Source organism: Sulfitobacter sp. UBA1132 (genome assembly GCF_002311545.1).
GTDB lineage: Bacteria > Pseudomonadota > Alphaproteobacteria > Rhodobacterales > Rhodobacteraceae > Sulfitobacter > Sulfitobacter pontiacus.
On record NZ_DCAN01000004.1, the window covers coordinates 234,433 to 259,032 of the forward strand.

Annotated in this window: 23 protein-coding genes; 9 read left to right on the forward strand and 14 right to left on the reverse strand. The window is 61.4% G+C overall.

Annotation, left to right across the window (positions count from 1 at the left end; all coding sequences use genetic code 11):
• Positions 1-43: 43 nt before the first annotated feature.
• Positions 44-223 (reverse strand): zinc-finger domain-containing protein, encoded by a 180-nt coding sequence (locus tag B4F27_RS02035; RefSeq protein ID WP_005850479.1) that lies wholly within the window; start codon positions 221-223, stop codon positions 44-46.
• 185 nt (positions 224-408) lie between these two features.
• Between B4F27_RS02035 and gpmI the strand changes: the two genes are divergently transcribed.
• The 3 genes from gpmI to B4F27_RS02050 are packed head-to-tail and all read left to right on the forward strand — an operon-like array spanning position 409 to position 4,394.
• On the forward strand, positions 409-1,926 hold the full coding sequence (gene gpmI / locus B4F27_RS02040; protein WP_286758717.1) for a 2,3-bisphosphoglycerate-independent phosphoglycerate mutase: 1,518 nt from the start codon (positions 409-411) through the stop codon (positions 1,924-1,926).
• Complete coding sequence (locus B4F27_RS02045) at positions 1,923-3,053, forward strand: murein hydrolase activator EnvC family protein (protein ID WP_132997825.1); 1,131 nt, start codon at positions 1,923-1,925, stop codon at positions 3,051-3,053. Before gpmI ends, B4F27_RS02045 begins: the two co-directional genes overlap by 4 nt.
• 3 nt (positions 3,054-3,056) lie before the next feature.
• On the forward strand, positions 3,057-4,394 hold the full coding sequence (locus B4F27_RS02050; protein ID WP_286758718.1) for a S41 family peptidase: 1,338 nt from the start codon (positions 3,057-3,059) through the stop codon (positions 4,392-4,394).
• 81 nt (positions 4,395-4,475) lie between these two features.
• Here the strand turns inward: B4F27_RS02050 and B4F27_RS02055 are convergent, their stop codons facing one another.
• From B4F27_RS02055 to ilvD, 6 genes are all read right to left on the reverse strand, one after another.
• Positions 4,476-5,738 carry a TrkH family potassium uptake protein gene (locus B4F27_RS02055; protein WP_180829220.1) on the reverse strand — a complete coding sequence of 421 codons (1,263 nt, stop codon included), beginning with the start codon at positions 5,736-5,738 and terminating at the stop codon, positions 4,476-4,478.
• A gap of 77 nt (positions 5,739-5,815) precedes the next feature.
• Positions 5,816-6,478, reverse strand: a complete 663-nt coding sequence (locus B4F27_RS02060; RefSeq protein WP_005850470.1) for a potassium channel family protein — start codon at positions 6,476-6,478, stop codon at positions 5,816-5,818.
• A gap of 73 nt (positions 6,479-6,551) precedes the next feature.
• Positions 6,552-6,923, reverse strand: coding sequence for a hypothetical protein (locus tag B4F27_RS02065; RefSeq protein WP_074636484.1), 372 nt, complete (start codon positions 6,921-6,923; stop codon positions 6,552-6,554).
• Positions 6,924-6,932: 9 nt separating this feature from the next.
• On the reverse strand, positions 6,933-7,706 hold the full coding sequence (locus B4F27_RS02070; protein ID WP_286758719.1) for a DUF6478 family protein: 774 nt from the start codon (positions 7,704-7,706) through the stop codon (positions 6,933-6,935).
• Between the two features lie 94 nt (positions 7,707-7,800).
• Positions 7,801-8,397 (reverse strand): hypothetical protein, encoded by a 597-nt coding sequence (locus B4F27_RS02075; RefSeq protein ID WP_064216116.1) that lies wholly within the window; start codon positions 8,395-8,397, stop codon positions 7,801-7,803.
• The gene (gene ilvD, locus B4F27_RS02080; protein ID WP_286758720.1) at positions 8,378-10,144 is read right to left on the reverse strand and encodes a dihydroxy-acid dehydratase; all 1,767 of its coding nucleotides are present in this window, start codon (positions 10,142-10,144) and stop codon (positions 8,378-8,380) included. The genes B4F27_RS02075 and ilvD overlap by 20 nt, the downstream gene beginning before the upstream one ends.
• A gap of 152 nt (positions 10,145-10,296) precedes the next feature.
• On the opposite strand from ilvD, the gene B4F27_RS02085 reads away from it, so the two are divergent.
• From B4F27_RS02085 to B4F27_RS02105, 5 genes are all read left to right on the forward strand, one after another.
• Positions 10,297-13,398 (forward strand): ABC transporter transmembrane domain-containing protein, encoded by a 3,102-nt coding sequence (locus B4F27_RS02085; protein ID WP_286758721.1) that lies wholly within the window; start codon positions 10,297-10,299, stop codon positions 13,396-13,398.
• Positions 13,395-14,285 (forward strand): CPBP family intramembrane glutamic endopeptidase, encoded by an 891-nt coding sequence (locus B4F27_RS02090; protein ID WP_286758722.1) that lies wholly within the window; start codon positions 13,395-13,397, stop codon positions 14,283-14,285. The genes B4F27_RS02085 and B4F27_RS02090 overlap by 4 nt, the downstream gene beginning before the upstream one ends.
• A gap of 58 nt (positions 14,286-14,343) precedes the next feature.
• A complete protein-coding gene (accD, locus tag B4F27_RS02095) occupies positions 14,344-15,309 on the forward strand; it encodes an acetyl-CoA carboxylase, carboxyltransferase subunit beta (RefSeq protein WP_005850460.1) in 966 nt (321 codons plus the stop codon).
• Positions 15,306-16,580 carry a bifunctional folylpolyglutamate synthase/dihydrofolate synthase gene (locus B4F27_RS02100; protein ID WP_286758723.1) on the forward strand — a complete coding sequence of 425 codons (1,275 nt, stop codon included), beginning with the start codon at positions 15,306-15,308 and terminating at the stop codon, positions 16,578-16,580. Before accD ends, B4F27_RS02100 begins: the two co-directional genes overlap by 4 nt.
• A 97-nt stretch (positions 16,581-16,677) precedes the next feature.
• Complete coding sequence (locus tag B4F27_RS02105) at positions 16,678-17,319, forward strand: hypothetical protein (protein ID WP_286758724.1); 642 nt, start codon at positions 16,678-16,680, stop codon at positions 17,317-17,319.
• Here the strand turns inward: B4F27_RS02105 and zapE are convergent.
• Entirely contained in the window at positions 17,316-18,374 is a 1,059-nt protein-coding gene (gene zapE / locus B4F27_RS02110) for a cell division protein ZapE (RefSeq protein WP_074636470.1), read from the reverse strand. The two genes, B4F27_RS02105 and zapE, sit on opposite strands and share 4 nt — an antisense overlap.
• Before the next feature lie 124 nt (positions 18,375-18,498).
• On the opposite strand from zapE, the gene B4F27_RS02115 reads away from it, so the two are divergent.
• A complete protein-coding gene (locus B4F27_RS02115) occupies positions 18,499-19,740 on the forward strand; it encodes an MFS transporter (protein ID WP_286758725.1) in 1,242 nt (413 codons plus the stop codon).
• On the opposite strand, the gene B4F27_RS02120 is transcribed toward B4F27_RS02115, so the two are convergent.
• The 6 genes from B4F27_RS02120 to B4F27_RS02145 all read right to left on the reverse strand — a co-directional run bounded on the left by B4F27_RS02120 (position 19,737) and on the right by B4F27_RS02145 (position 24,579).
• Positions 19,737-20,672 carry an alpha/beta fold hydrolase gene (locus B4F27_RS02120; RefSeq protein WP_286758726.1) on the reverse strand — a complete coding sequence of 312 codons (936 nt, stop codon included), beginning with the start codon at positions 20,670-20,672 and terminating at the stop codon, positions 19,737-19,739. The two genes, B4F27_RS02115 and B4F27_RS02120, sit on opposite strands and share 4 nt — an antisense overlap.
• Positions 20,669-21,589, reverse strand: a complete 921-nt coding sequence (locus B4F27_RS02125) for an ornithine cyclodeaminase family protein (protein ID WP_286758727.1) — start codon at positions 21,587-21,589, stop codon at positions 20,669-20,671. Before B4F27_RS02125 ends, B4F27_RS02120 begins: the two co-directional genes overlap by 4 nt.
• Positions 21,586-22,206, reverse strand: a complete 621-nt coding sequence (locus tag B4F27_RS02130; protein WP_286758728.1) for an HAD family hydrolase — start codon at positions 22,204-22,206, stop codon at positions 21,586-21,588. The genes B4F27_RS02125 and B4F27_RS02130 overlap by 4 nt, the downstream gene beginning before the upstream one ends.
• Before the next feature lie 49 nt (positions 22,207-22,255).
• Complete coding sequence (locus B4F27_RS02135; RefSeq protein WP_005850449.1) at positions 22,256-22,705, reverse strand: YaiI/YqxD family protein; 450 nt, start codon at positions 22,703-22,705, stop codon at positions 22,256-22,258.
• Positions 22,706-22,714: 9 nt separating this feature from the next.
• Positions 22,715-23,548 (reverse strand): S-formylglutathione hydrolase, encoded by an 834-nt coding sequence (fghA, locus tag B4F27_RS02140; RefSeq protein ID WP_286758729.1) that lies wholly within the window; start codon positions 23,546-23,548, stop codon positions 22,715-22,717.
• 101 nt (positions 23,549-23,649) lie between these two features.
• The gene (locus B4F27_RS02145) at positions 23,650-24,579 is read right to left on the reverse strand and encodes an AEC family transporter (RefSeq protein ID WP_286758730.1); all 930 of its coding nucleotides are present in this window, start codon (positions 24,577-24,579) and stop codon (positions 23,650-23,652) included.
• Positions 24,580-24,600 lie beyond the last annotated feature (21 nt).

The following is a 24,600-nucleotide window of genomic DNA, read 5'->3' on the forward strand; positions in this document are numbered from 1 at the left end:
GCTGGCAAAAGCGCAAGCGCGCCCAGCCATCGCAACGCTTTGGTCAGACCTTGCCCTCAAACTCGGCGTGGATGAACTTGCAGTCGCAGTACCCGCATTCGACCCAGCCCTTGTCTTGCGGGATTTGCAGCCAGACGCGCGGGTGCCCCAAGGCGCCTTCGCTGCCGTCACAGGCGACGCGCCAGGTGTTCACAATGCGGGTTTCCGGTGCTTGGGATGTCATGCTGTCGTCCTTGGCTTTGATGCGCCCATCTTATGACCAAACCGCGCAGGCAGGGCAAGGGTGCGCCGTGTGATTTGGCCGCCCGCTGCTTACAAGTTTGTAAACTGCGATGAATTAGGTTCACCATCGGCCACAGAGCCGCTAAAAGACGGAAAACCACTGTAAACCTGCGGAGCGGTCTCAGGATGAACACCCCAAAACCTGTCGTATTGTGCATTCTGGATGGGTGGGGCCTGCGCGATGACCCTCAAGGCAACGCGCCCCTTCTGGCAAAGACCCCGCATATCGACCGGATCATGCAAAGCTGCCCTTCGGCGACGCTGACCACCTTCGGGCCTGATGTGGGTCTGCCACAGGGGCAGATGGGCAATTCCGAGGTGGGGCATACCAATATCGGGGCTGGTCGTGTCGTCGCGATGGATCTGGGACAGATCGATCTTGCGATCGAGGAAGGCGCGTTTGCCACCCATCAACCGTTGCTCGACTTTGCCGAGACGCTGAAACAGACCGGCGGCACGGCGCATGTGATGGGGCTTGTCTCTGATGGCGGGGTGCATGGGCACCTGACGCATATGATTGCCGCGGTACGTGCGCTGCGGGCGCAGGGTATTCCGGTGGTGATCCATGCGCTGACCGACGGGCGCGATGTCGCGCCGCGCTCGGCCTTGGGCTATTTCGAGACGCTGCAAGCCGCCTTATCCGACGGGGCGACCATCGCGACGGTCTCGGGGCGTTATTACGCGATGGACCGTGACAACCGCTGGGACCGCGTTGCCAAAGCCTATGAGGCGATCGTGCAGGGCAAAGGCAGTGCCGCCCCAACCGCCCGCGATGCGGTGAATGATGCCTATGGTCTGGACGAAAACGATGAATTTATCACGCCCACGGTGCTGGAGGGCTACACCGGCGTGCAGGACGGGGATGGGATCTTCTGCCTGAATTTCCGCGCTGATCGCGCGCGCGAAATCATGTCGGCGCTTGCGGATCCGGAGTTTGACGCCTTCGACACAGGTGCGCGGCCTACGTGGTCTGCGGTGATGGGCATGGCGGAATACTCCGACGCGCATGGGGCGTTCATGACCACCATGTACCCCAAGCCCGAGATCGTGAACACGCTTGGCGCATGGGTCGCACAGCACGGCCTGCGGCAGTTCCGCTTGGCCGAGACAGAGAAATACCCGCATGTGACGTTCTTTCTGAACGGGGGCGAGGAAACACCCACAACGGGCGAGGACCGCTATATGCCCAAGTCGCCGAATGTGGCGACCTATGATTTGCAGCCAGAGATGTCTTGCGCGGAAGTCACCGACCGCTTCGTGCAAGCGATCAAGGACCGCTACGACCTGATTGTGGTGAATTATGCGAACCCCGATATGGTGGGGCACACCGGTGATCTTGATGCCGCCATCGCGGCCTGCGAGGCGGTGGATACCGGCCTTGGGCGCGTGCTTGAGGCGCTTGAGGACGTCGGCGGCGCGATGATCGTCACTGCGGACCACGGCAATTGCGAAACGATGATTGACCCCGAAACCGGCGGGGCGCATACGGCGCATACGCTCAATCCCGTGCCCGTGGCGGTTGTCGGCGGGCCCGATGGGGCCAGTCTGCGCAGCGGTCGTCTGGCCGATCTGGCGCCGACAGTGTTGCAGTTGATGGGGCTGGATCAACCGGCCGAGATGACGGGAAAGTCGCTGCTCGAATGATCCGCCTTTGCGCCCTTGCCCTGATGTTCTGGCCCGTCGGCGTGTTTGCGCAAACCGAGGCGGCAGAACAGGCGCGTCGCGCGATGGCCGACCTTGAAGCGGCCTCTGCCCAGTTGGACGCCGCAGATGGGGCGCGGGACCGCGTGCAGGCGCTGACCCAGACGATTCAGGCGTTTGAAACCGGCCTTGGGGCCATGCGCGAGGGGCTGCGTCAGGCGGCCATCAACGAGGCGCAGCTGAGCAAGAAGCTACAGGCCCGCGATGGCGAGGTCGCGCAGTTGCTGGGCGTGTTGCAAAGCATCGGCGGTAACCCGTCGCCCACCTTGTTCCTGCATCCTGAAGGGCCCGTTGGCACCGCACGCGCGGGTATGTTGCTGGCAGAGCTGACACCGGCCCTGAACACCCGCGCCGATGTCCTGCGGCAGGATCTTGAAGACGTGCAGACCCTGCGGGCGCTTCAGACCGATGCGGCACAGCGCTTGCAGGACGGGCTGACGGAAATCCAGCGCGCTCGGACAGAGCTTAATCAGGCGATGGCCAACCGGACCGATCTGCCCAAACGCTTCAACGAAGACCCGGTGCGCACCGCGATCCTGATCTCGACCTCCGAGACGCTATCGGGGTTCGCCAGCGGCCTGTCCGAGATGACCTCGGACCCGATTGCGGATGCGCCCGCCGATTTCGAAGGGCAGAAGGGCGACCTGACCTTGCCGGTACAGGGCGTGATCCTGCGCCGTGCCAATGAAACCGATGCGGCGGGGGTGACGCGCCCCGGGATTATCCTCGCGACCCGCCCGCGTGCCATCGTGACATCGCCCACGGCGGCGACAATCCGCTACACCGGCCCGCTGCTGGACCTGGGAAACGTGGTCATTCTTGAACCTCGGGCCGGGGCGTTGTTTGTATTGGCAGGGCTGGATGTGGTTTATGGCGAGGCAGGGCAGGTGATCGGGGCAGAGACGCCGATTGGCCTTATGGGCGGCCCGGCCGGCGTAAATCAACAGGCGCTGTCACCAAATGGTGATGGGGCTGGCGTGGAGCGTTCAGAAACGCTCTATATAGAAGTAAGAGAGAACAATGTTCCGCAGGACCCGTCAGACTGGTTCCGAACTGATAAGGATGGATAAACGATGAAGAAGTTCGTGATGGCTGCCGTGGGCGGTACGCTGGCAGGGGTAATTGCCACGACGCAGATTGCGGGCCCCTTGCTGGCACAGGAAACTGAAAAGAACAGCAACGTTTATGAACAGCTTGACCTGTTCGGCGACATCTTTGAACGCATCCGTGCGCAATACGTCGAAGAGGTCGACACCGAAGAGCTGGTAGAGGCCGCGATCAACGGTATGCTTACCTCGCTTGATCCACACTCCAGCTACCTGTCGCCGAAAGACGCGCTGAAGATGCGCGACCAGACCCGTGGTGAATTCGGCGGTCTCGGCATCGAGGTGACGCAGGAAGAGGGTTTCGTCAAAGTCGTTTCCCCTATTGATGGTACGCCTGCCTCTGAAGCGGGTATCGAAGCGGGCGATTTCATCACCCATGTGGACGGCGAAAGCCTGCTGGGGCTGACGCTGGATGACGCGGTCGAGCTGATGCGCGGGCCGGTGGGATCAGAGATCGAGATCACCGTGGTGCGAGAAGGCGAGACCGAACCCTTCGACGTGTCGCTGGTGCGCGATACCATCCAGCTGACCGCGGTGCGCGCCCGTACCGAAGGCGACGCGGTTGTGCTGCGGGTCACCACCTTTAACGAACAGACCTACCCCAAGCTGAAAGAGGGTCTGGAAGAGCAGGTCGAGGCCGCCGGCGGCATCGAGAATGTCAGCGGCTTTGTCGTGGATCTGCGCAACAACCCCGGTGGTCTGCTGAATCAGGCCATCGCCGTGTCGGATGCTTTCCTTGAAGAGGGCGAGATCGTCAGCACCCGTGGCCGTGATGCCGCGGATGGCGACCGCACCAACGCCACCCCGGGCGATCTGGCCGAAGGCAAGCCGATTGTGGTGCTGATCAACGGTGGCTCTGCGTCGGCTTCCGAGATCGTCGCCGGTGCTCTGCAAGACCACCGTCGCGCGATTGTCGTCGGGACCAAAAGCTTTGGCAAAGGGTCGGTGCAAACGATCATGCCGCTGCGCGGTGAAGGGGCGATGCGCCTGACCACAGCGCGATACTACACGCCGTCGGGCCGCTCCATTCAGGCACTTGGCGTGTCCCCCGACATCATCGTCGCCCAGCCACCGGCACAGCCTGCAGACACCGAGGAAGAGAATGCAACAGCACGCCCCCTGCGGTCCGAAGCAGACCTGCGCGGCAGCCTGAACAACGACAGCCTGACCGACGATCAGGTCGATCAGATCATGGAAGACCGCGCCAAGGCCGAAAAAGCCGCGTCCTTGCGCGAAGAGGATTACCAGCTGGCCTATGCCATCGACATCCTCAAAGGTCTGTCCGCATTGGGCCCGAAGAAGTAAGCGCGACGATCACGCGTTCGCATTTAAGACCGGTCCGAAGATAGGCGGGCCGGTCTTTTTTGTTGGGCCAAGGGCGGGTGTTCACCCCAGATAGACCTTGCCTTCGGGGTAGCGCACGCGGGGCACCGATTGCGTCGCCAGAAAGAACCCGATGGTCAGCGGGCCGACGCGGCCCAGAAACATCATCAGCATGATCATCGCGCGGCCGGTGCTATCAAGCTCTGCCGTGGCACCGCGCGACAGGCCGACGGTGCCAAAGGCCGATGTTGCCTCGAACGCGAGGTCGATAAACTCTCCGTCATGTTTGATTGACATGATGAAGATGCCCGTCAGGACCAGAAGGATGCTGATTGTGGTCAGCGCCATGACCTTGAACACTTCATCCGGCCCCATCGACCGACCAAAAGCATGCAGGCTGGTGCTGCGACGGAAGAAGGCCACGGTGGCGAGGATCAGCACGATAAGCGTGGTCACCTTGATGCCGCCCGCCGTCGACGTGCTACCGCCGCCGACCAGCATCAGCGTCATGGTCATCAAGGCAGTACTCTCGTGGACCTCTGCGTAATCAAGCGTGTTAAAGCCCGCTGTCCGTGGGGTGACGGCCTGAAACCAACTGGCCCAAAGCTTGCTGCCAAGGCTGCCGAACTGGCCCAAGGTCGCGGGGTTGCGCCATTCAAGTGCTGCAAACAGCGCCCAGGCCAGCAGGATCAACACCACCGTGCCGGTGAGCATCAGCTTGCTGTGCAGGCTGAGCCGTCGCCAGCTGCGTTTTTCCCAGATATCGGCCAGCACGATGAACCCGATGCCGCCGATGATGAACAGGGCGGGGATCACGACGTTGATAATCGGATCGCTGACCCAGTTACTCAGGCTGTCAGGGAACAGCGCGAACCCCGCATTGTTGAATGCAGAAATGCTTAGGAACACCGAATGCCACAGCCCCTGCGCCAGACCGAATTCGGGCACGAAGACAAAGGCCATCAAGGCCGCGCCGATAAGCTCTGCCAGAATGGCGATCTTCAGGATCGCCATCACCAGCGAGGTCAGATTGTAGATGCTCGGCTGGTTCAGGTCCTCGCGCAGGATAATGCGCTGCGGCATCCCCAAAGGGATACCAAGCGCGGAGAGCACCAGAACGGCAAAGGTCATCAACCCCAAGCCGCCCATCTGGATCAACAGCGCGATGACCGCCTGCCCGAAGCCGGTAAAGGCGGTGCCGGTATCGACCACCGCCAGCCCCGTCACCGTAACAGCAGAGGTCGAGGTGAACAGCGCGTCCGACAGGCTGATCCCCGCAGTATTCGCCAGCGGTGTCCACAGGATCAATCCGCCCAGAACCACCATCGTCAGATAGATCAACACAAGCACGGCGGGCGGGGGCAGAAGCCGCCACGCGCTTTTCTGTGACCTTGAAAAGAGTTTCAAAGGCTTGCCGCAAAGCTGCGCAGGTCGGTGCGCTGCCCGAGCAGGATCAATAGATCGTCCCGTTGCAACGTGCAGTCCAACCCGTCGCGACCGATATATTCGGTGCCCCGCATCACCCCCAGACAGCGCAGGTCGAACTTCTTGCCGTATGACAACGTCTCGAGCGATTTGCCCTCAAGCGCTTCGGGGATGCGGAAGTTGACCACGTGGTACCCGTTCCCGAGGCTGACATAGTCGCGCACCAAGGGGTTGTGGATCACCTGCGCGATATGCTGGCCGACTTCGACTTCGGGGTGGATTACGCGGTCGACCCCCAGTTTCGACAAGATGCGGTGATGCGTTTTTGTCTTGGCCTTGGCCCAGATCGTCTCGACGCCCAGCAGTTTCAGGTTGATGGCCGACAGGATGCTTGATTCAAGATCACTGCCCATGGCGACCAACGCCATCGAACAGTCGCCCAACCCGGCCTCGCGCAGGGCGGCATCATCGCGGGCGTCCACGATCACGGCTTGGCTCAGCTTTTCGACATGGTTGCTGACGCGTTGGTCGTTCAGGTCCACGCCGATCACGTAGTTGCCAAAACGCTGCAGCTCGGTTGCGACCGTAGAGCCAAAGTTGCCAAGGCCGATCACGCCGATAGTCCGTCTTTTCACTGCCATCACGAGGGTCCTCTGAAGGGCTCAGTCTTGCCAAGGGATACATCGCGTCACAGGGGCAAGCAAGCAAGCGCCGTCAGGTCGTTTCGACGCAGTGCCGCCGGAACGCACGTTTCAGCATATCAAGCTCGGCGCGCAGCAAATCCACCTCGGCGCGCAAATCGGGGCCGGTGACCTCGTCCCCGATCAGGGTGATGCTGGCCAATGTCGCGCCAGACGCGCGGTCGACCACCAGCAATGTATGCAGCCCATCGGCGATTGCGGCTGCGGGCACAGGGATGCTGAGCACCCAGTGATCCGAGGACGCGTCATGTTCCAACTGCACCCCCGCGACATCGGCATCGGCATGGGTGACCGCAAGATCGGGTTTGCTATCGTCCGCGCCGGTCACGATCCCTTGCCAGGTGCCGTCGCGCATCTGGGTTTTGGTGAGGGTCAGGTTGCTCATGCGGGGCTCCTACAACTGGGCGCGGGGGCGGCGCGAAAAAGTCAGGTCACGCAGCATGATCTGGTTCATTTCGGGCCCTTCGAAAATCAGGTCGATCCAGGCTTTCTCGACGCGTTTTTCGTTCAGGTTGGAATAGGCGAGGTCGAACTCTGCCGTGACCTCGGATTTGTTCAGCGGCAGTTCCTGCACCATTTGTTCGGTGTTAGGCCCGTGGCGGATGTTCAGGCGGGCGAAAATCTCGATCGGTTTTTCCATCTCGATCACAGCGTCCACGCGCAGGACATGGGTGCGCTTCATCCCGTCAACGCAATCATCCTGAAGGTCCAGCACCAGCGACAGGAAAGACCCGTCGAAACGGTAGACCTCAAGCCGAAGCCCATAGGGCGCGAGATGGTTTTCTTCGAGGTTGCGGATTTGCCGGATGCCGAGTTCGGACAGGGAGCAGTCGTGGAAAATCGTGACCTCATCCCCCATGGTCGCCTTGGATTGCACCGACGACAGCCCCGATTTGGTCAAGGGCGCGCGCCAAAGCTGCGGGCGCCAGGACCAATCGGTGTTATGGGGCCGAGAGAACTTGTTAGAGCCGATGCGGGGCAGGGCAAGCCGGTCTTCGGCGGTGTAGATCAGCTTGTCCAGATGCCGACGCAAGGCGCGCGCTTGGCCTGCTTGTTTGCGCAGCACGGACAGTTCTGTCTGGGGGGCACGGTCGGCTTTGGCGGACCAGCGGCGGGTAAACCGCGCGATCAAGGCGCTGTCGATCAGCTTTTTCCCGAGTTTGCGCATGTGCCTGTTGCCCCGATTACGAATGGGTTGTTGGTCGTACCCTACCGCCTGTGGCCTGGGGGCACAAATGAAATGGGCCAAGGGGGCCGGCGCGCTAGTTGCGTTGCGCGACGGTGGTTTTTGCAGGTGCACTGGCGTCGATGCTGCGGGTGATCAACTGTGTCAGAACCCTTCGGCCAGAGGGGCTGACGATCTCGCCGCGTTCGGGGCCGTAGACGGCGATACCGGCAGTTTGCGTGCCCATCCGTGCGACGCCGCGCCATTGGTTGGGGGAAAGCCCCCCGACAGGAATACGCCCCTGCGCGCGGAAGGTGACGCTTTGGTCGCCTTTCTCCACATCGCTCACATTCTGGAGCGAGGTTTCAGCCGCGATCTGCTGGGCGCTTGGCAGGGAGCCGGGTTTGGACTGGGTCAGGCTGACCGTGATCAACCCGCGCGGTGCTGCCCCCGCAGAGGCAGGGGCCCCTAATCCGTCACAGCGTGCAATCACGGCAAAGCGCGCCTCGAGGCTGGTTTGGTCGATGCAGAAACCATCGGGGGCGACCAGTTCGACCCCTCCGGCCATTTTCGCGCGTGACAACGGCGGCTTGGCGGCACCCGAGGACGCGCCAAGCCCCTGACCGCCCTCGCAGGCGGTCAGAAGCATCACGCCAAAGGCGGCAAGCGGACCTTTACAGGTCCATGTAGTCATGGGTTTCCGCCTTCGCGCCGGGATGCGTCACCGCACCAAGATAGGTTGGGCCCACAAGCTGCGCGTATTTCCACAGTGCACCGCTTTGATAGTTGGTTTTGCGGGCACCGGGCCAAGCCGCTTTACGCTCTGCCATTTCCGCGTCCGAGATATCGACAGAGATCGAACCGGTGATCGCGTTCAGCGTGATCATGTCGCCCTGTTTGAGCAAGGCAATCGGTCCGCCATGTGCGGCTTCGGGGCCGACGTGACCAACGCAGAAACCCCGTGTCGCGCCGGAGAAACGGCCGTCGGTGATCAGTGCCACCTTTTTGCCCATGCCTTGACCGGACAGGGCCGCCGTGGTCGCCAGCATTTCGCGCATGCCGGGGCCACCAGCGGGGCCTTCGTTGCGGATCACGAACACGTCGCCTTCGCTATAGGCGCGGTTTTGCACGGCTTCGAACGCGTCTTGTTCACATTCAAAGATCAGCGCCGGACCGGTAAAGACGATGTCTTCTTCGGACATGCCAGCGATTTTCACGATGGCCCCTTCGGGTGCCAAGTTGCCCTTCAGACCAACGACGCCGCCGGTCTTACTGATCGGTGTTTCGATCGCGTGGATCACCTTGCCGTCGGCCTCGCGTTCGATCTTGTCAAGCTCTTCACCGATGGACAGGCCCGAGGCGGTCAGACAGTCATCATGCAGCAGGCCGGCCTTGCGCAGTTCTTTCATCACAACAGGCACGCCGCCCGCGTCATACAGGTCTTTGGCCACATGCGACCCGCCGGGTTTCATGTCGACAAAATAAGGCGTGTCGCGGAAGATGTCGCATACATCGCTGAGGTTAAAGTCGATACCCGCCTCGGCGGCCATAGCGGGCAGGTGCAGACCGGCATTGGTCGATCCGCCGGTGCAGGCCACGATGCGCGCCGCGTTCTCGAATGCTTCGCGGGTGCAGATGTCGCGCGCGCGGATGTTTTTTTCGATCAGGTTCATGACGGCTTCACCCGAGGCCGCCGCATAGGCGTCGCGGGATTCATAGGGCGCAGGCATGCCAGAGGAGTTCAACAGCGCCAGACCGATCGCCTCGGACACGCAGGCCATGGTGTTGGCGGTGAACTGGCCCCCGCAGGCACCGGCTGTCGGGCAAGCGACGCGTTCCAGAACCTCAAGCGCGGCTTGCGACATGCTGCCGTTCTGGTAGTTGCCCACGGCTTCGAAAACGTCTTGCACAGTCAGGTCGCGGCTGGCGAAATCGGCAGGCACATCGGCCCCTTCCGGGACTTTGCCCGGCAGGATCGACCCGCCGTAGAGGAACACGGACGGCACGTTCAGCCGCAGCATCGCCATCATCATGCCCGGCAGCGATTTGTCACAGCCCGCAAGACCGACAATCGCATCGTAGCAGTGACCGCGCATTGTCAGCTCTACCGTGTCGGCAATCGCTTCGCGCGACGCTAGGGAAGAGCGCATGCCCTCGTGGCCCATGGCGATCCCGTCGGTGACGGTGATGGTGGTGAATTCGCGTGGCGTGCCTTGCTGCGCCTTAACGCCGACCTTGACCGCTTGGGCCTGACGGTTCAGCGCGATGTTACAGGGGGCCGCTTCGTTCCAGCAGGTTGCCACACCCACCAGAGGCTGGTGAATCTCTTCTTCGGTCATGCCCATTGCGTAGTAGTAGGACCGGTGCGGTGCGCGCTCTGGCCCTTCGGTCACGTGCCGGCTTGGCAGTCTGGATTTATCAAAGCGGGTGTTGGTGGACATGTGGCAGGCCTCCCTGAGTGGACGTTTACACCGGAATAGCCACCCAGCCCTGTCGCTGCAAGGCTCAAGCCACCAGTTGAACAGCGCGGGCTGTGGGCTTAGGTGTTAAATGATCCTTGGCTCTGTGCCGCCCCTAGCGAAAGCGACCCTGCATGGAGCATTCGATTTTTTCCTTTATTTGGAAATACTCCCGTCGTGACCAACTGGTTTTGCTTGTCCTCACGCTGATCACCTTCCCGATCCTCTACATCACCCTCGAACTGCCCAAGCGCATCATCAACGATGCCATTGGGGCAGAGACCGATGTGATCGACGTTTTCGGGATGTCGTTCAGTCAGGTGCAGTTCCTGATGGTGCTGTGTTTTGCCTATCTTTTCTCGGTGCTGATCCACGGCCTGATGAAGATGCGTCTGAACACGATGAAGGGGGTGCTGGCAGAGCGGCTACTGCGTCGCTTCCGCTATCAGTTGATCGCGCGGATGATGCGTTTCCCGCGCAGCTATTTCGAAAACACCAGTCAGGGCGAGCTGGTGTCGATGGTCACCTCGGAGGCAGAGCCGATGGGCGGGTTGATGGGCGATGCGGTCGCCCAGCCTGTGTTCCAGGCGGGGCAGATGCTGATCATCCTGCTGTTCCTCTTCCTGCAATCCCCGTGGTTCGGGTTGGCGGGCGTCGCATTGATCCCGTTGCAGGCGTATCTCATCCCGATGCTGCAGCGGCAGATCAACCTGCTGAACAAACAGCGCATCAAGGAAGTGCGGCACCTGTCGTCGGAAATCGGCGAGACCGCCGCCGGTATCACCGATCTGCGCACCAACGGCGGCTGGCGTTACCGTCTGGCGCTGTTCACCGACCGGCTCGGCCAGCTGTTCGAGGTCCGCTTCCAGATCTATCAGAAGAAATTCTTCATGAAGTTTCTCAACAACTTCATCACCCAGCTGACACCGTTCTTTTTCTATGCCGTGGGGGGATATCTTGCGATCAAGGGGCAGATCACGGTGGGCGCGCTGGTCGCGGCCTTGGCCGCCTACAAGGATTTGTCGAGCCCGTGGAAGGAACTGCTGACCTATTACAATCAGACGCAGGACATGTCGCTGCGGTGGGATGTGGTCATTGAACGTTTCGCCCCGCGGGGCGAGATCGACGCGCGCCTGTTCGAAGGCGAGCCCGATGAAGTCCCGCATCTGCGCGGCCCTATTGTGCTGGAACATGTGTCTTTGCGCACGCCGGACGGGAATACGATCCTGGATGATCTGAACCTCGAAATACCCAAAGGCGCGCGCGTCGCGCTTGAGATGCCCAACCAATCCGAGCGCAACGCTCTGGCAGAGCTTTTGGTGCGCGAGGCCGTGCCGAGCCGCGGGCGGATCACGATGGCGGGGCATAATCTGGCAGAGCTGCATCAGGCCGTGCTTGCGGCGCGGATCGGCTATTCCGATGCGCACCCCTATCTGTTTCAGGGCACCGTCGGGGACAATCTGCTGATGCCCCTGCGGTCGAGCCCGAAAACCGTCCTCTGGGACCCCATGAAAACCGACCGCGCCGCGATCGAGACAAAGCGGTCGGGCAATAGTCTGGACAGCACCAAGGCGGATTGGCTGGACCCCGGGCTCGCCGATCTGAGCACCCGCGAGGACATCAACGACTGGTGGTATGAGCTGGCCAGCGCCGTTGGCACACAGGACATGATGTTCCGACGCATGGCCGCCGACCGGATGGACCCTGAAAAACACCCCGAGCTTGCGGCCCGCGTGGTTGCCCTGCGCGACGAGGTGCACGAGCGGCTGAAAGAGCAAGGGCTGGACAAGGTGGTGCACCGCTTTGACCCAGATCGGTTCAACCCGGCGCTGCCGCTTGGGGGGAACCTGATGTTCGCCGCGCCCATCCGCAGCATCTCGCAGGCGGGTCTGGCGCTTGAACGCAGCTTTCTGGCGATGATCATCGAACAGGGTCTGGCCGAGCAGGGCATCGCGATTTCACAGACGCTGGTAGAAACGTTGCACCAGACCTTTGGACGTGATGGCACCGACCACCCGCTGTTCACCGCTCTCGGCATCGAGGAAGAACTGTACGAACAACTGGTCGATATCGCGCTGCGGCGTCGCGCCAAAGGGGATGAAGCGCTGAGCGAGGATGAATTCTCGTTGCTGCTTACCGTGCCCTTTGCATTCACGGCCGAACAGATCGGCCCGGCTTTCCCTGCGACCTTCAAGGACGAGATCCTGAAAATCCGTAAGCAGCAGGGGTCCGAGATGCGCGAACGGGCGCGGGATATGTTCGTGCCGATCACACCCGACCAGTATCTGCCGCGTCTGACGATACTTGAAAACGTGTTGTATGGCCGGATTTCCGCCGTGGCGGGGCTTCAGGCGGATCTGGTTCTGGATGTGGTGTCGGACGTGTTCAAGAAACACGGGCTGCAACAGGATGTCGCGCTCAACGTTTTTGATCTGCCGGTCAGCATCGGCGGGTCAAATATCGCGATGATGTTCCAGGAACGCGCCGGATTCAGCCGCGCGGCGATGAAACGACCCGATATCCTGATCCTGAACCAGTCGCTTGCGGGGCATGACGCGGAAAGCCTGCAACGGTTGCGCGACAAGGTCAGCGAACTGCTGCCCGAGACGACCCAGATTTACATGGATAGCTCCTTTGTTAATCCTGACGATTTCGACATGTACATCAAGATCCGTGGCGGGCGCATTGACGGTCTGGCGCAGGTTGATATCCCCAGTCAGGACGACAGCATCTCGGACGATTTGCGACGCAAGCTGCGGATCATCGCGCGCAACGACTTGTTCGGCAACCTCGACCCCCGCAACCAGCGCCTGCTGGCCTTTGCGGCGCAGTGGTACACCGTCGCACAGGGCGAGATGGTCTTTGCTCAAGACCAACGGCCAGATGCGGTCTACCTCTGTCTGTCAGGGAAGGGAGAGCTGAGCTGGCGCGACCCCGAAGGGTTGGCGCATCACGTCTCGACCGTCGAAAAGGGGCGGTTGATCGGTGACCTTGCGGTCATCGTGAACGAGCCGCGGCAGATGGATTTTGTCGCCCTCGAAGACAGCCGTTTCCTTCGGATCGGCGCGGATCAATTCAAGTCGGTGGTTGAAAACGACCGTGTGATCCTGCTGAGCCTTCTACGCACAGTATCAAGCCATCTGACCAACGCCGCCGACTTGCTTCGTGCGGCACGGGTGGATATCCCGCGCGAAGACGAAGCCTTGCCCCCGCCCGTAGGAGATGACCCCGCGTGACCCGATACGCTGCCCACAAAGCCTTTGTCGCCGCTGCGATCCCCTCGGCGGCGCTGTGGCGGCTGATCTTGGGGTTTCTTGCGGCAACCGCGATCTACCTGCTGCTCAACAACCTGATGTTCACCACCCTGTTCAACCTGATGGGGCCGCGTGCGGACGGGTTTTATGACAGCTTGCTGTCAGGCAAGACGCCGATGGCGATGTTCCTGCTGCTTGGCAGCTTCGGGTTGATGATTGTCGGCGTGGCCGTGGTGACACGGGTGATCCACAAACGTCCCGTGCGTGGCCTGATCGGCCCGTCGGGGCTGGTGGTGCCGCAGTTCTGGGCCGTGCTCAAGATGCTGGTGCTGCTTGGTGCGGTGACCTATTTGCTGCCACCGTGGAACCTTGGCGCGCCCTATGTGCCCAACCTCGCGCTTGGCACATGGCTGATGCTGCTGCCGTTTTCGCTGCTCGGGGTGCTGGTACAGGTCAGCGCCGAAGAGATCGTCTTTCGCGGTTATGTCCAGCAGCAGTTGGCGGCACGGTTCAACTCTCCGCTGGTGTGGATGGTGCTGCCGGCCGTGATTTTCGCGCTTGGGCACTATCTTCCCGATCAAGCCGGCGAAAATGCGCTGGTCATAGCACTTTGGGCCGGTGTCTTCGGGATGTTGATGGCCGATCTGACCGCGCGGGCGGGGTCGCTGGGGCCAGCCATTGCAGTGCATTTCTGCAATAATGTCGCGGCGATCGTCATCACCTCTCTGCCCGATGACCTATCGGGTTTGGCGCTGTATTTGACCCCCTTCGGGATGGATGATGTTGACGCGTTGCGCGCGTGGTTGCCTGTCGATTTTGCGCTGATGTTGGTCAGCTGGCTTGCCGCACGGCTGGCGATCCGCCGTTGATTGCAATTTACTGCGCGTCAGCTTATTTGGAAGGCGAAACTGGAAGCAAAGGTTCACCATGAACTGGATCAACAACTACGTCCGTCCTCGGATTAACTCCATCTTCTCGCGTCGCGAGACGCCGGACAATCTGTGGACGAAATGCGAAGAATGCGGCACCATGCTGTTCCACCGCGAGGTGTCGGACAACCTGAACGTCTGCACCAGCTGTGGTCACCACATGGCGATTACCCCGCGTGAACGCTTCAAGGCGCTGTTCGACGGCGGCATCTTTACCGAGGTCAAAGTCCCCGCGCCGACGCCGGACCCTTTGCATTTTCGCGATCAAAAGAAATACCCCGACCGTCTGAAGGCCGCCCAGAAACAAACGGGCGAAGCCGAAGCGATGCTGGTTGCCACCGGTGAAATCGGCCGCACGCCGATCGTCGCGGCAGGTCAGGACTTCTCGTTTATGGCCGGGTCCATGGGCATGTATGTCGGCAACGCCATCATCGCCGCGGCTGAAAAAGCGGTTAAGCTGAAATGCCCGCTGGTGCTCTTCTCCGCCGCCGGTGGCGCGCGTATGCAAGAAGGCATCCTGAGCCTGATGCAGATGCCGCGCACCACCATCGCCGTGCAGATGCTGAAAGAAGCGGGGCTGCCCTATATCGTCGTTCTGACCCACCCCACGACCGGTGGTGTCACGGCGAGCTATGCGATGTTGGGGGATGTCCAGATTGCGGAACCCAATGCGCTGATCTGCTTTGCCGGCCCACGTGTGATTGAACAGACCATTCGCGAAAAGCTGCCCGAAGGCTTCCAGCGCGCCGAATATCTGCTGGACCACGGCATGCTGGACCGCGTGACTCCGCGCACCCAGATGCGGGATGAGTTGATCGACATCACGCGGATGCTGATGAAACTGCCCCCCGCGGTGCGCGGCGATCTGCCTGCGCCGACCGAAGGCGGCGATATTGCCCATGCGCTAACGCCAGAACCCGATGCGGCCCCCAAAGCCGAAGCGGCGGAACCCAAGGCGAAATGACGCAGAACACATCGGATGCAGTGCTGGCGCGTATGATGGCGCTGCATCCCAAGATTATCGACCTGACGCTGGATCGCATGTGGCGGCTGCTGGACGCTTTGGGCAACCCCCAGAACGACCTTCCCCCTGTGATCCATATTGCCGGCACCAATGGTAAAGGGTCGACACAGGCGATGATCCGTGCGGGGCTCGAGGCGGATGGCCACCGCGTCCACGCCTATACCTCGCCCCATCTGGCGCGCTTTCACGAACGCATCCGCCTTGCCGGAGAGCTGATTTCCGAAGCCGCGCTGACCGAGATGCTGGATGAATGTTACGCCGCCAACAACGGCGAGAGCATCACTTATTTCGAGATCACAACCTGCGCCGCGCTACTGGCCTTTGCCCGTACTCCGGCGGATTATACCCTGCTTGAGGTCGGCCTTGGCGGGCGTCTGGACGCGACCAATGTGATCGACCAGCCCGCATTGACCGTCATCACGCCGGTGTCGATTGATCACCAACAGTTTCTGGGCACGACCCTGCCGGAGATTGCGGGTGAAAAAGCCGGCATTATCAAACGTCGCGTGCCCTGCATCGTCGGCCCGCAACAAGATGCCGCGCTCGAGGTGATAGAGACGCAGGCGGCACGCCACCACGCCCCCGTTTTTGCCTATGGTCAGCAGTGGCATGTGGCCCCCGAAGCGGGACGGATGGTCTATCAGGATGACTCGGGGCTGCTGGACCTGCCCAAGCCTAACCTGTTGGGCACGCACCAGATTTCCAACGCCGGTGCGGCTTTGGCGGCATTGCGTCAATTGGGGGCCTCCGCACAAGCCTGCGAGGCGGCTGTGACCCGCGCCGAATGGCCCGCCCGAATGCAACGTCTGCGTCACGGACCGCTGATTGGCGCAGCGCCGCAGGCCGAATTATGGCTGGACGGCGGGCATAACCCTGCTGCGGGCGACGCCATCGCGGCGGTGCTAGAAGAGATGCCCGCCCGCCCCACATTCCTGATCTGTGGCATGTTGAATACCAAGGATATCGGCGGCTATCTGCGCCCTCTGGCCGGTCATGCAGAACAATTGTTAGCCGTCTCGATCCCGGGTGAAGCAGCGACGTTGCCGGCCACCGAAACCGCGCGCGCAGCGATCGACGTCGGCCTGACCGCGCAAGAGGCACCTGGCGTCGCCGAAGCCCTTGCAGCCATTGTCGCGAAGGTGCCCCACGCGCGGGTATTGATCTGCGGTTCGCTCTATCTGGCAGGCGCAATTTTGCGGGAAAACGGATAGCCTTTTAACAATTAGAATTGGCTATATTTACGATTTGTAGGGAATTTGCGTCCTAAGGTCCGAGGGTAACATTTTTGCCTTTGGGGGGACCAATGCAATGACCAATACGTATCAAAATTTCCTTGCGCTGCGCAGGATGGTGTTCGGCCATCTCCGTCTGCTCGCAATCTTTGTCGGTGTGACCTTTATCGTCGATCACTGGCGATCTTCAGGGGGCCACGACGCCGCGCAGGGCTATGCTAATGGACAGGTGGCGCATCTGGCCTCCGGTGGGCCAGCCTTTGTGCCGCTGTCGCCTGCGACGCTGCTCAACAAGATGCACAAGGACGCTTCCTTTGACGTGGGCGATGCAGTCAGCGCGATCGTCCAATCGTTCGATGATAGCAAACGCGGCCAAGTGCTTGAATCCTACCTGATCTGGGCGATTAGCACGGAACGGTCGGACAGCTATATTGATACTTTGCTGAACAGCGCGGCGGCCAAAGGCGACTTCAAGGTACCACCGGCGCTTACGACAGCCTCTGGTGCGCTGGATACGGCAGGTTTGCTGACGGCGGTTGTTGTCGCTGAACGCAAGGCTTTGGCCGCGCGCCAGACTGACGGCGATCAAGATCATGATCGCGACGGGCAGCAGATCCGCCAATCCGTCGCCTTTTACCACAATCAGGCCGCGCCACTCTATCTGGCTGCAGTCGATCTACAGCGGGATGGGTACACCCCGGGGCGGCGGCGCAATTAAGCGCCCCAGCCTTCCCCCTGCATTTCGCGCAAACGCGATGCCGTACGCTCGAACTCGAAGGTGCCTTCCCCCTCCAGATATAGCATTTCGGGTTCGGCCGCGGCCGAGCAGATCAGCCTCACCTTAGCCTCGTATAACGCGTCAATCAGGGTCACAAAGCGTTTGGCTTCATTGAAGTTTGACCGGCCAAGACTGGGGATATCGTCCAGCATCAACACGCGCACGGCCTCTGCCAATGTCAAATAATCTGCCGCCCCTAGGGGCCGACCACATAGCGCGTGGAACTTGGCGCGGGCGACACCGTTGCGAAACTCCGGCACGACAACATCGCGCCCCTTCACCCGCAGGATCAGCTCCTCCCCCGGGCCGCCAGCCAGATCATCCCAGACGGCATTCATCGCGGCACGGCTCTCTGGGTTGACGGGGGTGAAATAGGATTTCGTACCCGCCAACCGGTCCTGTCGGTAGTCGCGCGGGCTAGCAAGCTCCATCACCTTCATCTTCTCTTTGATCAATTCGATGAAGGGCAGGAATATCTGGCGGTTCAGACCGTCTTTATACAGGTCATCCGGTATCCGGTTCGACGTTGTCACCACCACCACACCAGCGGCGAAAAGTGCCTCAAAAAGCCGGCCAACGATCATGGCGTCGGTGATATCGGTGATCTGCATCTCGTCAAAGGCCAGCAGCTTCACGCTATTCGCGACCTCGGCTGCGACTGGCGCAATCGCATCGTCGACTCCTGTTTTCCGCGCCTCATGCATCGCGCTGTGAATTTCCTGCATGAACGCGTGGAAATGCACCCGCCGCGTTGGCACATCGCCCATATTTGCCGCGAACATATCCATCAGCATCGACTTGCCGCGACCCACACCACCCCAAAGATACAGACCCTGCGGTGGCTCGGGCGCGCGCTTGAAAAAGCCCTTTTTCTGCGGGGCCATCAAGGCGCTGCGAATGCGGTCAAGCTCTGGCAGCACGGCCTCTTGCGCGGGGTCCGGCGACAGGCTGCCGTCGGCAACGCGGTTATCGTAAATGGTGCGTAAATCAGTCATACCTTTGGCTTACAATGTGCCACAGGCTTTGGGAAGAACCCCCGCAGGCTGATAGGCGCGCAGTTTTGAAATTGACGGCCCCGGTTTCAAAGCTACGGTGGCGCCACGTGCTTCGGGGGTCATCATGGAAAAAAATACGTCAATCTTCACACCGGTGCTGATCGTCGGGTGTCTGATCATCATGGTGAGCTTTGCCGTGCGTGCCTCTTTTGGCGTCTTTCAGATCCCCATCGCGGAAGAGTTCGGCTGGCTCCGCTCCGAATTCTCGCTGGCGATCGCGATCCAGAACCTCGCCTGGGGCATCGGCCAACCGATCTTTGGCGCGATGGCCGAGAAGATCGGAGACCGCCGCGCCATTATCATCGGGTCCGTGGTCTATGCCGTGGGTCTGGTGCTGTCGGCCAATTCGGTGTCACCGATTGAACACCAAACCTATGCGTGGCTGGTCGGTTTCGGGATCGCGGGAACGGGCTTTGGCGTGATTTTGGCCGTGGTTGGCCGCGCCTCAACGGCCGAGAACCGGTCCATGTCGCTGGCCATTGCCACGGCGGCGGGCAGCGCGGGTCAGGTCTTTGGTGCGCCAGTGGCGGAATGGTTGCTGGGGTTCCTCAGCTGGCAGGCGACCTTCCTTGTCTTTGCGGGCGCGATCATGGCGATGTTGTTGACGCTGCCGTTGATGCGCGCCCCCGCGATGGCCAGCAAGGCCGAGCTGGAGGAAAGCCTGTCGCAAATCCTGGGCAAGGCGCTGCGCGACCCGACATTTACCTTCATCTTTATCGGCTTCTTTTCCTGCGGCTATCAGCTGGCCTTTATCACCGCGCATTTTCCTGCCTTCGTGACCGAACTTTGCGGTCCGCTCCTTGCGGGTGGCGTGCTGCATAACATCGGGATCACAACAACCTCTGCCCTGGGTGCGGTGGCGATTTCCCTGATCGGTCTGGCCAATATCGCCGGAACATTGTTGGCGGGGTGGGCGGGCAAACGCTATTCCAAAAAGTACCTGCTGGCTGCGATTTATACCGGACGTACCGTGATTGCGGCGTTGTTTATCCTACTGCCGATCACGCCGGTGTCGGTCATCCTGTTCTCTATCGGGATGGGCGCATTGTGGTTGGCGACGGTGCCGCTGACCAGCGGGCTGGTCGCGCATATTTATGGGCTGCGCTATATGGGCACGCTTTATGGGATCGTGTTTTTCAGCCATCAGTTGGGCAGCTTTATGGGGGTCTGGCTGGGCGGGCGGATGTATGACGCTTACGGCGATTACACCGCCGTGTGGTGGATCGGTGTGGCCGTGGGCGCGTTTAGCGCGCTGATCCATTTGCCCATCCGCGAGAAGCGGTTGCCCGGGCTGGTGACGAGTTAATCCGTCGCTTTATCCGCCGTGTCGATATGCGCCTTGATCGCTGCAATGATCTGGGGCGCATGGGTATAGGGCAGGCCGTGGCCCGCGCCTTTGATCACCTCGTGTTCGGCGGCGCGGTTCCATTCGGCAAGGCTGCCGATGGCTGACGCGGGGATCACCTGATCATCCTGCCCCCAAAGCGCCAGCACAGGGATATCATGCGTCCGGATCGCGCGGTGTTCATCCCGCAGCACATCCGCCAGAATACCGCGACGGCTGGCCAACACCGCAGGAACATAATGCTTATAGTCCAGCTGTTCGGCCTGATGGTCGTGGATGTGGCGGACCTGCACGGGGATGTCACGTTCGGCCCTGATGCCGCGCCGGAAGGTCGGCGGGAACAGTGCCAGCATCAGCCAATCGCCGACCAGCGGGGTTTTGGCCATAAAGTCGACCAGCTTGTTCGGCACCAGCCCCATCCCTGCGGGCGCCAGCAGGATCAGCCGTTCGACACGTTCGGGGAAAGCGGCGGCAAAGCACGTCGCGATAGAGCCGCCCATGGAATAACCCAGCAGGGTGAAGCTGCCGGTGACATCCTGATCTTCCAGCAGGTCTTGCAGCTGTTTGATAAAGAACTGGCGATCTTGCGGGCCGGACGGACGGTCGGAATAGCCGCGCCCGTAAAGGTCATAGGTCAGCGTCTGGTACCCCATCGACGCCAACCCACGTGCGACCGCGCGCCAGACGATGCTGGGGGTGGTCAACCCGTGGATGCAAACGACAACAGGGCCTTGGGTGGGGCCGGTCCAGGCGTAATGGGTCACGCCGTCGGGCAGCTCTGCGAATTGACCAAGGGCGCTGCCGCGGTCCGCGTCCTCCATTTCGGCACGGTTGCGTTCGATCACAAGCGGGATTGCGATGACCAAAGCCGCAATGAGAAGAAACCAGATCATCTGTGAGCGCGCCACCGGTCAAGGATATAGCGGCTGGTCATCAGGTCGAGATGTGCGCCGCCGCCGTTTTTGAACAGGGTGATGTCATCCTCTGACTGGCGGGTGAACGCGCCGAGATCATAGTAATCCGCGACGATGTCACTTGCGCTCAGCACACCTTGGGCGATCGGGATCTTCAGCTCGCCGATATGATCAACCGTGGTGTCGAGGCTGTCGACAAAGACCCGGGCACGGGTCAGCGCCGTATCATCCACCTCGCGCATGTCGGGGCGGTAGGCACCGATCAGGTCAAGGTGCTGGCCGGGTTGCAGCCACGCGCCCTTGATCAGCGGTTCGGTCGACATGGTGGCGCTGGTGATGATGTCCGCGTCGCGCACCGCGGTCTCAAGATCATCGGCAACGCGCAGCCCGTCGATATCACGTGCCATCGCCTGAGCATTGGGGGCGGAACGGTTCCACACCGTGAATTCGGCATCGGGAAACGCCGCCCGGTAGGCAGCGTGCAGCCCGCGCCCTTGGGTGCCCGCGCCGACGATCAGGATTTTGCGGCTGTCGGGGCGGGCAAGCCTGCGCGCGGCGAGCAGGCTGTCACCGGCGGTTTTCCATTTGGTCACGAGGTGAAAATCCACCAAAGCCTCGAGCGCGCCGTGATCATCTGCGTAAAGCGACACGCCGCCGTTCACCATCGGTGCCCCTTTGGCGGGGTTGTCGGGAAAGATGGTGGCGGATTTCACCGCCAACCCCAGCCCGTCGATCCATGCGGCGCGGTTCAGCAAGGTATCCTTGCCCCGATACAAAAACGTATCCGCGATTTCGGCGCGCTGCAGGTTGTGCCCCTCGGCCAGTGCGTCGGTCAGGCCGATCCAGTCCAGCAGCGCGTCGCCGGCGTCGAAGGGGATGATGTCGAACTGGGTCATGCGGCCTCTGCTTCGGTCAACAGCCCCGCAGCGACGAGCCTGTCAGCCCAGCCGTCCGGCCCGGTGAAATGATGGGTCTGCCAGCCGCGGGCGTTGGCGGCGTTGATATTGTCGATACGGTCGTCGGTGAACAAAAGCGCGTCGCTGGACAGGCCCGATCCTTCCTCGAGCGCTGCATAGATCGCGGGATCCGGTTTGATCATACCCATATGACCCGAGATGAAATCGCGATCAAAGGCGCGCAGGAAAGGGTAGTGTTCTGCCGCATGATCATAGGATTGGATGCCGAAGTTGGTCAGTGAAAACACCGGCACGCCCTTGGCCTGCAGCGCCTCTTTCAGCCTGAGAGAGCGGGGGATCACGGGGGCGGCCATTTCGATCCAGCGATCATGCCACATGCGGATCTCATCGCGCCAGACGGGGTTGGCTTCGGCGGCGGCATAGATCGTGTCGGTGAAATGCTGGCCGCTATCGACAAGATCGTTCATGCCGTGCAGGTCCACCTCGGCGAACATGGCGCGGCGGCGGTCCTCTCCGATCACGGAGTCATAGAACCGTTCGGGCTGCCATTCGATCAGCACATTTCCGATGTCAAAGACGACTGCCGCTGGTTTCATGTGCTCTTCCTTTTGCCGGGTCGATGGGGGCACCTGCACCGCCCTTGCCCTATCGTTGTGCCGCGCGAAGCTCGCGTTCTAGCGCGTCCAGAAAACGGGAGCGGTCGGCCTTTGTAAACCCTTTGCCGCCGCCCTGGCGAAACGGGTCCGCGGCACGCAGGTCGGCCATCAAATCACGCGTTGCCAGCACATTGCCAATATTGGCTGCGGTCAGCGCTTCGCCGTTGTGTTTCAGCACCCGCGCGCCGGCTTCGACGCAGCGGGCGGCAAGGGGAATGTCGCCGGTCACCACGACATCACCGGGGCCGCAGCGTTCGGCGATCCAGATGTCGGCGATGTCGGGGCCGTCGGGGACAATCACGGTTTCGACCAGCGGGTTCTGCGAGGGACGCAGCCCGCCGTTGGACACCACAAACATCCGCACCTTGTGGCGGGTGGCGACGCGTTCCGCCTCTGCCTTCACGGGGCAGGCGTCCGCGTCGATATAAAGCACCGTCATCGCCGCGCCCTACCGCGCATAAAGCGCATCGGCGTGGAAGGCGATGTGGTCCTCCATGAAGGTCGAGATAAAGAAATAGCTGTGATCATAGCCCGGCTGCATTCGCAATGTGGCGTTCTGGCGGGCTTTCGCCGTCGCCTCGGCCAATGCTTCGGGTTTCAGCAGATCAAGGAATTGGTCATCGGTGCCCTGATCAATGAGGATCGGCCCGTCAAAGCCGCGTTCCGCCATCAAAAGCGTCGCGTCATGTTTGGCCCAGGTCGTCTCGTCACTGCCTAGATAGGCTGCCAGCTGTTTGCGGCCCCAGTCACTGCTGGTTGGATGCGCAATCGGCGCGAAAGCCGAGACCGAGGTAAAGCGCCCCGGCAGGTTCATCGCCAGCGTCAGCGCCCCGTGCCCGCCCATGGAGTGGCCGCAGATCGCCTGCCGGTCCATATCCAGCGCGAAGTTTTCACCCAGCAGCGCCGGCAGTTCGTCGGCGATATAGTCCCACATCCGGAAATGCGGTGCCCATGGGTCTTGGGTGGCGTTCACATAGAAGCCCGCGCCCTTGCCCAGATCATAGGCGTCGTCGTCGGCCACATCCTCACCGCGGGGGGAGGTGTCGGGAAAGACCACCGCGATCCCGTGTTCCGCAGCCCATGCCTGCGCCCCCGCTTTGGTCATCGCGTTTTCATGGGTGCAGGTCAGCCCGGACAGGAACCACATCAAGGGCACCGGGCCCTGCTGCGCCTCTTCGGGCAGGAACAGCGCAAAGGTCATGTCGCAGTTGCAGGCGGTGGAACGGTGGGAATAGACGCCTTGGGTGCCTTTGAAGCTGGCGTTTTCGGAAATCGTTTTCATCGGGCGTCTCCTGTGTCTGGTTGGCCTATGGCTATCGGCCCTCGGTCTGCGCGGCAAGGGCAGGACGCTGCGCTGGCTGAGTATTTGGAAAAGGGTGAAGGCTAAAGCGCGGTGACCCACGCGATGATAAGGCTGACGCTGAGGATGCTGAGCAGAGTCGAGACAAGGATTGCGGCAGACACACGTTGCGGCCCGACGTTATAATGTTGGGCCAGCATATAGACATTGCCCGCGACCGGCAGCGCGGCGGTGGCGATGATCACGCCCGCCTTATACGGATCGACGTTGAACAGCCACAGCGCGGCAAAACCCACAAAGGCCGGGTGCAGCACCAGTTTGCAAAACGATAGCCAGCCCGCGACATGCAGCTTTTCCGCCGATTTCGTCGCCAGCGACGCCCCGATGGCAAAAAGCGCGCCGGGGGTCGCGGCCCCGCCGAGGATGGCCAGAAATTCGTTCATCGGGTCAGGGATCGGGATCTGCAGGCCGGACCAGATAAAGCCAAGGGTCATGGCGACGATCATCGGGTTTTTCACCAGCCCCACGGAAATCGTGCGCAGGGCGCGCAGGCTCAGCTGACCATCGCGCGCCCCGGTGATCAGGATCACGATGAGGCTGGAAAACACGATCAGATCCACCGCCAGGGCCAGCACGACGGGGCCGATTGCCTCTGCCCCGAGCAGCAGGGTCAGCATGGGCACGCCAAGGAAGCCGGTGTTGCCGATCACGGCACATTGGGCCTCCATCGCGGTGGCGGGAACATCGAGGCGGCGCAGAAAGCCTGTCAGCGTTGCGATGCCATAGACAAAGCCGGTGCCCCATAGATAGGCCGCGACAAGGCGGCTGTCCCAGACCTCGGCCAAGGACAGGTTGGCGGAGAAGCGGAACAGCATGGCAGAGAGGGCGAAGTAGAAGACGAATTTGGTCAGATAGGCCGTGGCCTCTGCCGTGAAGAACCGCGTGCGCCCGGCCCAATAGCCCAAGCCGATCAGCGCGAAAAAGGGAAGTGTCTTGAGAAAGATCGCCAGCATGTGAAATTGGTAGCGGCTGCC